Annotated in this window: 5 protein-coding genes; 3 read left to right on the top strand and 2 right to left on the bottom strand. The window is 66.6% G+C overall.

Annotated elements, in window-relative coordinates; genetic code table 11:
• A partial coding sequence (locus ACTJKF_RS08710; RefSeq protein ID WP_440623158.1) for a 4Fe-4S dicluster domain-containing protein occupies positions 1-1,571 on the bottom strand: 1,571 nt, incomplete at its 3' end.
• Between the two features lie 79 nt (positions 1,572-1,650).
• Positions 1,651-3,441, bottom strand: coding sequence for an acyl-CoA dehydrogenase (locus tag ACTJKF_RS08705; RefSeq protein ID WP_440623150.1), 1,791 nt, complete (start codon positions 3,439-3,441; stop codon positions 1,651-1,653).
• A gap of 560 nt (positions 3,442-4,001) precedes the next feature.
• Between ACTJKF_RS08705 and ACTJKF_RS08700 the strand changes: the two genes are divergently transcribed.
• The 3 genes from ACTJKF_RS08700 (at position 4,002) to pntB (ending at position 8,064) form a co-directional block, all read left to right on the top strand.
• The gene (locus tag ACTJKF_RS08700) at positions 4,002-4,592 is read left to right on the top strand and encodes a dimethylsulfonioproprionate lyase family protein (RefSeq protein WP_440623149.1); all 591 of its coding nucleotides are present in this window, start codon (positions 4,002-4,004) and stop codon (positions 4,590-4,592) included.
• 441 nt (positions 4,593-5,033) lie between these two features.
• Positions 5,034-6,635, top strand: coding sequence for a Re/Si-specific NAD(P)(+) transhydrogenase subunit alpha (locus ACTJKF_RS08695; RefSeq protein WP_440623148.1), 1,602 nt, complete (start codon positions 5,034-5,036; stop codon positions 6,633-6,635).
• A 13-nt stretch (positions 6,636-6,648) separates the two neighbouring features.
• A complete protein-coding gene (gene pntB / locus ACTJKF_RS08690) occupies positions 6,649-8,064 on the top strand; it encodes a Re/Si-specific NAD(P)(+) transhydrogenase subunit beta (RefSeq protein ID WP_440623147.1) in 1,416 nt (471 codons plus the stop codon).
• The last annotated feature ends 147 nt before the right edge of the window (positions 8,065-8,211 follow it).

Genomic DNA, 8,211 nt, shown 5'->3' with positions numbered 1-8,211 from the left:
TGCGTCGGGTCCTTGATGTCGCAGGTCTTGCAGTGCACGCAGTTCTGCGCGTTGATCACGAGGCGATCGCTGCCGTCGTCGTTCTTCACGAACTCATACACCGCCGCCGGGCAGAAGCGCCCCTCGGGGCCCGCGTAGGTCCGCAGGTTCACGTTCACCGGCACGTTCGCATCCTTCAGCGTCAGGTGCGCCGGCTGGTTCTCCTCATGGTTCGTGTTCGAGATGAACACCGACGACAGCCGGTCGAACGTCAGCTTGCCGTCCGGCTTCGGATACTCGATCGGCGTGCATTGCGACGCCGGCTTCAGCGTCTCGTGGTCCGCATGCTTGTGGTGCAGCGTCCACGGCACATTGCCGCCCATCACCTTCTGCTCGAGCCCGACCATCAGCGTGCCCAGGTACAGACCCTTGGCCATCCACTGCTTGAAGTTACGTGCGCGGTACAGCTCCGTGTACAGCCACGATTGCTTGAACGCGTCCGGGTAGGCATTGAGTTCATCGCTCTGACGGCCGGCCTGCACCGCGTCGAACGCGGCGTCGGCCGCCAGCATGCCGGTCTTGATCGCCGCGTGGCTGCCCTTGATCCGCGATGCGTTCAGGAAGCCCGCATCGTCGCCGATCAGCGCGCCGCCCGGGAACACCGTCTTCGGCAGCGACAGCAGGCCGCCCGCGGTGATCGCGCGCGCGCCGTACGACACGCGCTTGCCACCTTCCAGGAACGCGCGGATCGACGGGTGCGTCTTGTAGCGCTGGAATTCCTCGAACGGCGACAGGTACGGGTTCGTATAGCCCAGGCCCACCACGAAGCCGACCACCACCTGATTGTTGTCCATGTGATACAGGAACGAGCCGCCGTACGTATCGGACTTCAGCGGCCAGCCGGCCGTGTGGATCACGAGGCCCGGCTTGTGCTTGGCCGGATCGATTTCCCACAGTTCCTTGATGCCGATCCCGTACGCCTGCGGATCCGCGTTCGCGTCGAGCTTGAACTTCGAGATCAACTGGCGGCCCAGGTGGCCGCGGCAGCCTTCGGCGAACAGCGTGTACTTCGCGTGCAGCTCCATGCCGAGCTGGAAGTTCTCGGTCGGCTCGCCGTCCTTGCCCACGCCCATGTTGCCGGTGGCGACGCCTTTGACCGAGCCGTCGTCGTTGTAGAGAATCTCCGCGGCCGGGAAGCCCGGGAATATTTCCACACCGAGCGCCTCAGCCTGCTGGCCAAGCCAGCGCGTGACATTGCCCAACGAAATCACGTAGTTGCCGTGATTCTGGAAGTTGGCGGGCAGCGCCCAGTTGGGCGTCGTGACCGCGCTCTTCTCGGACAGGAACAGGAAGCGGTCTTCGGTCACCTCGACGTCGAGCGGTGCGCCGCGTTCCTTCCAGTCGGGGAACAGTTCGTTGATCGCGCGCGGATCCATCACCGCGCCCGACAGGATGTGCGCGCCGATCTCGGAACCCTTCTCGAGCACGCACACGCCGATCTCGGTGCCTTTCTCGGCAGCCAGCTGCTTGAGCCGGATCGCGGCCGACAGCCCGGCGGGGCCGCCGCCGACGATCACGACGTCGTATTCCATCGATTCGCGCGGGCCGTATTGCGCGAGCAAGTCCTGTGTGGTCAAAATCCTGTCTCCTCCTGCGCCCCGACCGTCACGGTCAGAACTGGTCTTCCGTCAACGCGAGCACGCTCTCGTTGCCCTTCGCGCCGACGATCGACGCTTCGAGCCCGCCTGCCTGCACGAGGACGTGTTCCGCATAGCATTGCGCGATCGCGATCTTCGCCTCGAAGAACGCCGTGTCGCTCGCGCGGTTCGCCTGCGCCGCCAGCAGCGCGCGCGCCATCTGCCACCCGCACAGCACGACGCCCGCGAGCTTCAGGTACGGCACGCTGCCCGCGAACACCGCGTTCGGGTCCTGCTTCGCGTTCGCCAGCACGTAGTCCACCACCGTCGACAGCGAGCGCGCGCCCTTCTCGAGTTGCGCCTTCATCGACGCGGCCGCCACGCCATCCAGCTTGCCGAGCGCCGCGACAGTCTCGCCGATTTCGGCGATCAGCGCCTTGGCGACCGCGCCGCCGTCGCGCAGCGTCTTGCGGCCGACCAGGTCGTTCGCCTGGATCGCGGTCGTGCCTTCGTAGATCGCCAGGATCCGCGCATCGCGGTAGTACTGCGCGGCGCCGGTTTCCTCGATGAAGCCCATCCCGCCGTGCACTTGCACGCCGAGGCTCGCCACGTCGTTCACCATCTCGGTGCTCCAGCCCTTCACGACCGGCACCAGATATTCGTAGATTGCCTGATGACGCGCGCGCGTCGCCTCGTCCGAATGGCGGTGGGCAATGTCGCTGTGCGCGGCAGCCACGTAGGCGAGCGCGCGCGCGCCTTCGGTCAGCGCGCGCATCGTGCCGAGCATCCGGCGCACGTCCGGGTGATGGATGATCGTCACCGATTGCTTGGCCGACCCGTCGACCGGACGACTCTGCACGCGCTCCTTCGCGAATTCGGCCGCCTTCTGGTACGCACGGTCGGCCACGCCGATCCCCTGCATCCCGACGCCGAAGCGCGCGGCGTTCATCATGATGAACATGTATTCGAGGCCGCGGTTCTCCTCGCCGATCAGGTAGCCGATCGCGCCGCCGTGATCGCCGTATTGCAGCACCGCGGTCGGGCTCGCCTTGATCCCGAGCTTGTGCTCGATCGACACGCAGTGCACGTCGTTGCGTGCGCCGAGCGAGCCGTCTTCGTTGACCAGGAACTTCGGCACGATGAACAGCGAAATGCCCTTCACGCCTTCCGGCGCGTTCGGCGTGCGTGCCAGCACCAGGTGGACGATGTTGTCCGCCATGTCGTGCTCGCCCCACGTGATGAAGATCTTGGTGCCGAACACCTTGTACGTGCCGTCGCCCTGCGGCTCGGCGCGCGAGCGCACCAGCGCCAGGTCCGAACCGGCTTGCGGCTCGGTCAGGTTCATCGTGCCCGTCCATTCGCCCGAGATCAGCTTCGGCACGTAGCGCTGCTTCTGTTCGTCGGTGCCGGCCGTCAGCAGCGCCTCGATCGCGCCGTCGGTGAGCAGCGGACACAGCGCGAACGACAGGTTCGATGCGTTCAGCATTTCGATGCACGGCGTCGCGATCAGCTTCGGCAGCCCCTGGCCGTCGTATTCGGACGGGTGCTGCAGGCCTTGCCAGCCGCCTTCGACGAACTGGCGGAACGCGGCGCCGAAGCCGGGCGTCGCGGTCACGACGCCGTCCTTCCAGCTGCTCGGGTTGCGATCGCCCTCGACGTTCAGCGGCGCCAGCACCTCGCCGCAGAATTTCGCGGATTCGTCGAGCACGGCCTGCGCCGTGTCGTAGCCGGCTTCCTCGAAGCCCGGCAGCTGCGCAACGGTATCGATGCCCGCGAGTTCCTTCAGCACGAACAGCATGTCCTTGACAGGGGCGTTATAGCTCATGGTCGATGTTCCAAATCAGGCGGTGAATGAGGCGCGCGACCCGGGCGGCTGCGGCAAAACCGGCCAGCACCAGGCGACGTCGTGACCCATCGTAATGCCGCGCCGGCGGTTTCCCATTGTCATATCCGGCCCATATGGTGACAAAACCGGCCACGCGATGCGGCGGGAGGATGGGGGAAACGGGCGTCCGGGCCGGGATTCGAAGGCGCCGGCTTCGGTGAAAACGACGCGCAATCGGCATGCCGGCCGGACAGGCGCGGAGGCGGGGTCGAAGCGGCGGGCGAAACGAGGGACGCGCAATGCACGCTGGATCCCGGCGCAGCCGGCGCGCATGTGAATATCCGCGGAGAAGCCGACAACACGGGCGAGTCCCGCAGCATCGCCTTCCCGAAGCGCGTCGGCCCGTCGGGTCGCAACGCGAATCACGGCAGCCTGATCGCTGCGGCAAGACCATGGCGGCCGATGCCAAATCGGCCGCCCTTTTTCGCTGCCCGGACCGATGCGTTTCTGCGTAGACTTTCTTCTCGTCAATGCAAGTGAAAGCGGGAGCACGAACCAGGATGCGCGAACGCCCGAAGCACATCGCGGATTTCGTCCGGCTCGCCGGCGAACTGTTCCAGTCGGACAAGCTGCCCCCCGCCGCGCGCGCGTTCGCACCGCACGTTTTCGCGCGGCTGCAACAGCCGTCGGATAACGGCGTGCGCAACGCGGTCCGATATCCGGCATGCGACTGGCTCGATCCGGCGCTCGCGTCGGTCGCGCGCATCGATCCGACGTTCGCCACCGTCGCGCAACTGCTCAAGTCGCTCGAGCCGGTGGTCGGCTGGACGCGTCGCACGTCGGGCAGGGATGGCAGCCCGAACTACATCGACGGGCACGTGAACGGGATGATTTGCGGCCCCGGCGGGGCGGAAAGCCGCGACGACATTCAGCTCGGCTTTTCGTTGATGATGCCCGGCGTCAGGTATCCGGATCATGGCCATGCGCCGGAAGAAGCATACGTACTCCTGAGCGCCGGCGAATTCCGGCAGCAAGGCGGCGCGTGGTTCGATCCCGGGATCGGCGGCGGGATCCACAACCCGCCGGGCGCGCTGCATGCGATGCGGTCCGGCGATGCGCCGTTCCTCGCGATATGGTGCCTGCTGAATTAATCCGACTGTTCTGACGAAAGGCGGCCCGACATTGACCAACCGGTCGGTCTGGACTGTTGCAGGCTGCTGTCGATGGAAGACATGCGTGTCCGGACCGGCCGGATCGTGCCCGCGAGCGTGGCAACGATTCAACGCCAGCGCGAATCGCCGATGTCGACGTCCCCATGAAAGCGGCAGTCCGGCCGCATCGTCGAGCTCCATTCGGGCGACGCGATGTTGGCCGCGCGTGGATAAAACACAACATCCGGCGGAAGATCTGCTCGACGCCGTCACCCCCTCGATGGCACCGTCGCTGTCGGGCATACTCGGTTCGCACTCAGCGAACGATCGTTCCTTTTTTAACGCAAACCGTCGCTCATGCCACTAAACACGCACACGATTCTGTTACCGTGACCCACCGGCCCGAGCGCTTCGCGATGGCCATCACCCATCTTTCACAATATGACATTACAGATTGGGATTCCTCTGGAGACAGCCACCGGCGAACGGCGCGTAGCGACCGTCCCCGAAGTGGTCGAGAAACTGATCAAGCTGGGATTTTCGGTCGCCGTCCAAAGCGGTGCCGGGGCCGGCGCGAACTTTGATGACGACGCCTACCGTGCGGCGGGCGCGAGCGTCGCCGCCACGGCGGCCGAGCTCTGGTCCGGCAGCGACATCGTGTTCAAGGTGCGCCCGCCGAGCGCCGACGAAGTCGCGCTGATGCGCGAAGGCGGCACGCTGATCGGCTTCGTGTGGCCCGCGCAGAACCCCGAACTGATGCAGCAGCTGGCCGCGAAGCGCGCCACGGTGCTCGCGATCGACTCGCTGCCGCGCACGCTGTCGCGCGCGCAGAAGATGGACGCGCTCACGTCGATGGCCGGCATCAGCGGCTATCGCGCGGTGATCGAGGCCGCCCATGCGTTCGGCCGCTTCCTGAACGGGCAGGTCACCGCGGCCGGCAAGGTGCCGCCGGCCAAGGTGTTCATCGCCGGCGCCGGCGTGGCCGGCCTGGCCGCGATCGGTACGGCCGCCAGCCTCGGCGCGATCGTGCGCGCGAACGACACGCGTGCCGAGGTGGCCGATCAGGTCAAGTCGCTGGGCGGCGAGTTCGTCAAGGTCGATTACGAAGAGGAAGGCTCGGGCGGCGGCGGCTACGCGAAGGTGATGAGCGAAGGCTTCCAGCAGGCGCAGCGCGCGATGTATGCGCAGCAGGCGAAGGATGCCGACATCATCATCACCACCGCGCTGATCCCCGGCAAGCCGGCACCGAAGCTCATCACCGCCGAGATGGTGCAGTCGATGAAGCCCGGCAGCGTGATCGTCGACATGGCCGCCGAACAGGGCGGCAACTGCGAACTGACGGCGCCCGGCGAAGCCGTCGTGCGCCACGGCGTGACGATCGTCGGCTATACGGATCTCGCGTCGCGCCTGTCGCGGCAATCTTCCACGCTGTATGCGACCAACCTGCTGCGCGTGGTCGAGGAGCTGTGCAAGGGCAAGGACGGCACGATCAACGTCGACTTCGACGACGACGCGATCCGCGGCCTCACCGTCATCAAGGAAGGCAACGTCACGTGGCCGCCGCCGCCGATCAAGCAGGCGGTCGTCGCGCCCAAGCCCGCGGCGGCGGCACCCGCGGCAGCCGCGCCCGCGAAGTCGAAAGGCCACGGTCACAGCGGCGAGCCGATGTCGGCCAAGGCGCTCGCGATCGTGTTCGCGATCGGCGCGGTGATGTTCCTGCTGGTCGGCCAGTTCGCGCCGGCCAGCTTCCTGTCGCACTTCACGGTGTTCGTGCTCGCGTGCTTCGTCGGCTACATGGTGATCTGGAACGTCACGCCGTCGCTGCACACGCCGCTGATGAGCGTGACCAACGCGATCTCGTCGATCATCGCGATCGGCGCGCTCGTGCAGGTCGCACCGCCGCTGGGCGAGCTGGCCAATGCCGGCGACCGTCCGTCCGGGCTGATCCTGGGCCTGGCGGTGGGCGCGCTCGCGCTCACGGCCGTCAACATGTTCGGCGGCTTCGCGGTCACGCGCCGCATGCTGGCGATGTTCCGCAAATAAGGGGACGACAATAATGACTTCCAACCTGACTACCGTCTCCTATATCGGCGCCGCGATCCTGTTCATTCTCAGCCTCGGCGGGCTGGCCAACCCTGAAACCGCGCGCCGCGGCAACCTGCTCGGGATGATCGGCATGCTGATCGCCGTGCTGGCCACCGTGCTCGGCCCGCGCGTGTCGGCCGCGGGCATTCCGTACGTGATCGCCGCGCTCGTCGTCGGCGGCGCGGTCGGCCTGTACGCCGCGAAGAAAGTGCAGATGACGCAGATGCCGGAACTGGTCGCGCTGATGCACAGCCTGGTCGGTCTCGCGGCCTGCCTGGTCGGCTTCGCGAGCTACATCGACACGTCGCTGCAGTTCGCCGGTGCCGAGAAGGCGATCCACGAGGTCGAGATTTATGTCGGCATCCTGATCGGCGCCATCACCTTCGCGGGCTCGATCATCGCGTTCGGCAAGCTGTCGGGCAAGATCGGCGGCAAGCCGCTGCTGCTGCCCGCACGGCACTGGATGAACCTGGCCGCGCTGCTGATCGTGATCTACTACGGCCGCGCGTTCCTGCATGCGGAAACGATCCAGGACGGCATGCTGCCGCTCGTCGTGATGACCGTGATCTCGCTGCTGTTCGGCGTGCACATGGTGATGGCGATCGGCGGCGCGGACATGCCGGTCGTGGTGTCGATGCTCAACAGCTACTCGGGGTGGGCGGCGGCCGCCACCGGCTTCATGCTCGGCAACGACCTGCTGATCGTGATCGGCGCGCTCGTCGGCTCGTCGGGTGCGATCCTGTCGTACATCATGTGCCGCGCGATGAACCGCAACTTCATCAGCGTGATCGCCGGCGGGTTCGGCAGCGGCGCGGGCGCACCGGCGGCAGCCGGCGGCGGCGCCGCGCAACCGGCTGGCGAAGCGGTCGCGGTGAGCGCGGCGGAGACGGCCGAGCTGCTGCGCGAAGCGAAGCGCGTGATCATCGTACCCGGCTATGGGATGGCCGTGGCACAGGCCCAGCACACGGTGTTCGAACTGACGAAGCTGCTGCGCGAAAAAGGCGTCGACGTGCGTTTCGCGATTCACCCGGTCGCGGGCCGCATGCCGGGGCACATGAACGTGTTGCTGGCCGAAGCGAAGGTGCCGTACGACATCGTGCTGGAAATGGACGAGATCAACGGCGACTTCCCCGAAGCCGACGTGTCGATGGTGATCGGCGCGAACGACATCGTGAACCCGGCCGCGCAGGACGACCCGTCGAGCCCGATCGCCGGCATGCCGGTGCTCGAGGTGTGGAAGGCGAAGACGTCGATCGTGATGAAGCGCAGCATGGCTTCGGGCTATGCGGGCGTCGACAATCCGCTGTTCTACAAGGACAACAACCGCATGTTGTTCGGCGACGCGAAGTCGATGCTCAACGAGATCTTCGGCGCACTGAAGGCCTGAGTGCGGCCACGCGCGTGGAGCGGGCAGCACGCCGCTCCCGCGCCGCGTCGCCTCTGCCTGTCGTCAAGGATGCCGGGAGCGGACGCATCGTCCCCACCCGGCATACGTCCTCCCGATCATCCCGCCCCCTTCCGCAGTCCGCCGTGC

The organism is Burkholderia sp. 22313 (genome assembly GCF_052045245.1).
Lineage (GTDB): Bacteria > Pseudomonadota > Gammaproteobacteria > Burkholderiales > Burkholderiaceae > Burkholderia.
This window is presented reverse-complemented; position numbering and strand designations above follow the sequence as displayed.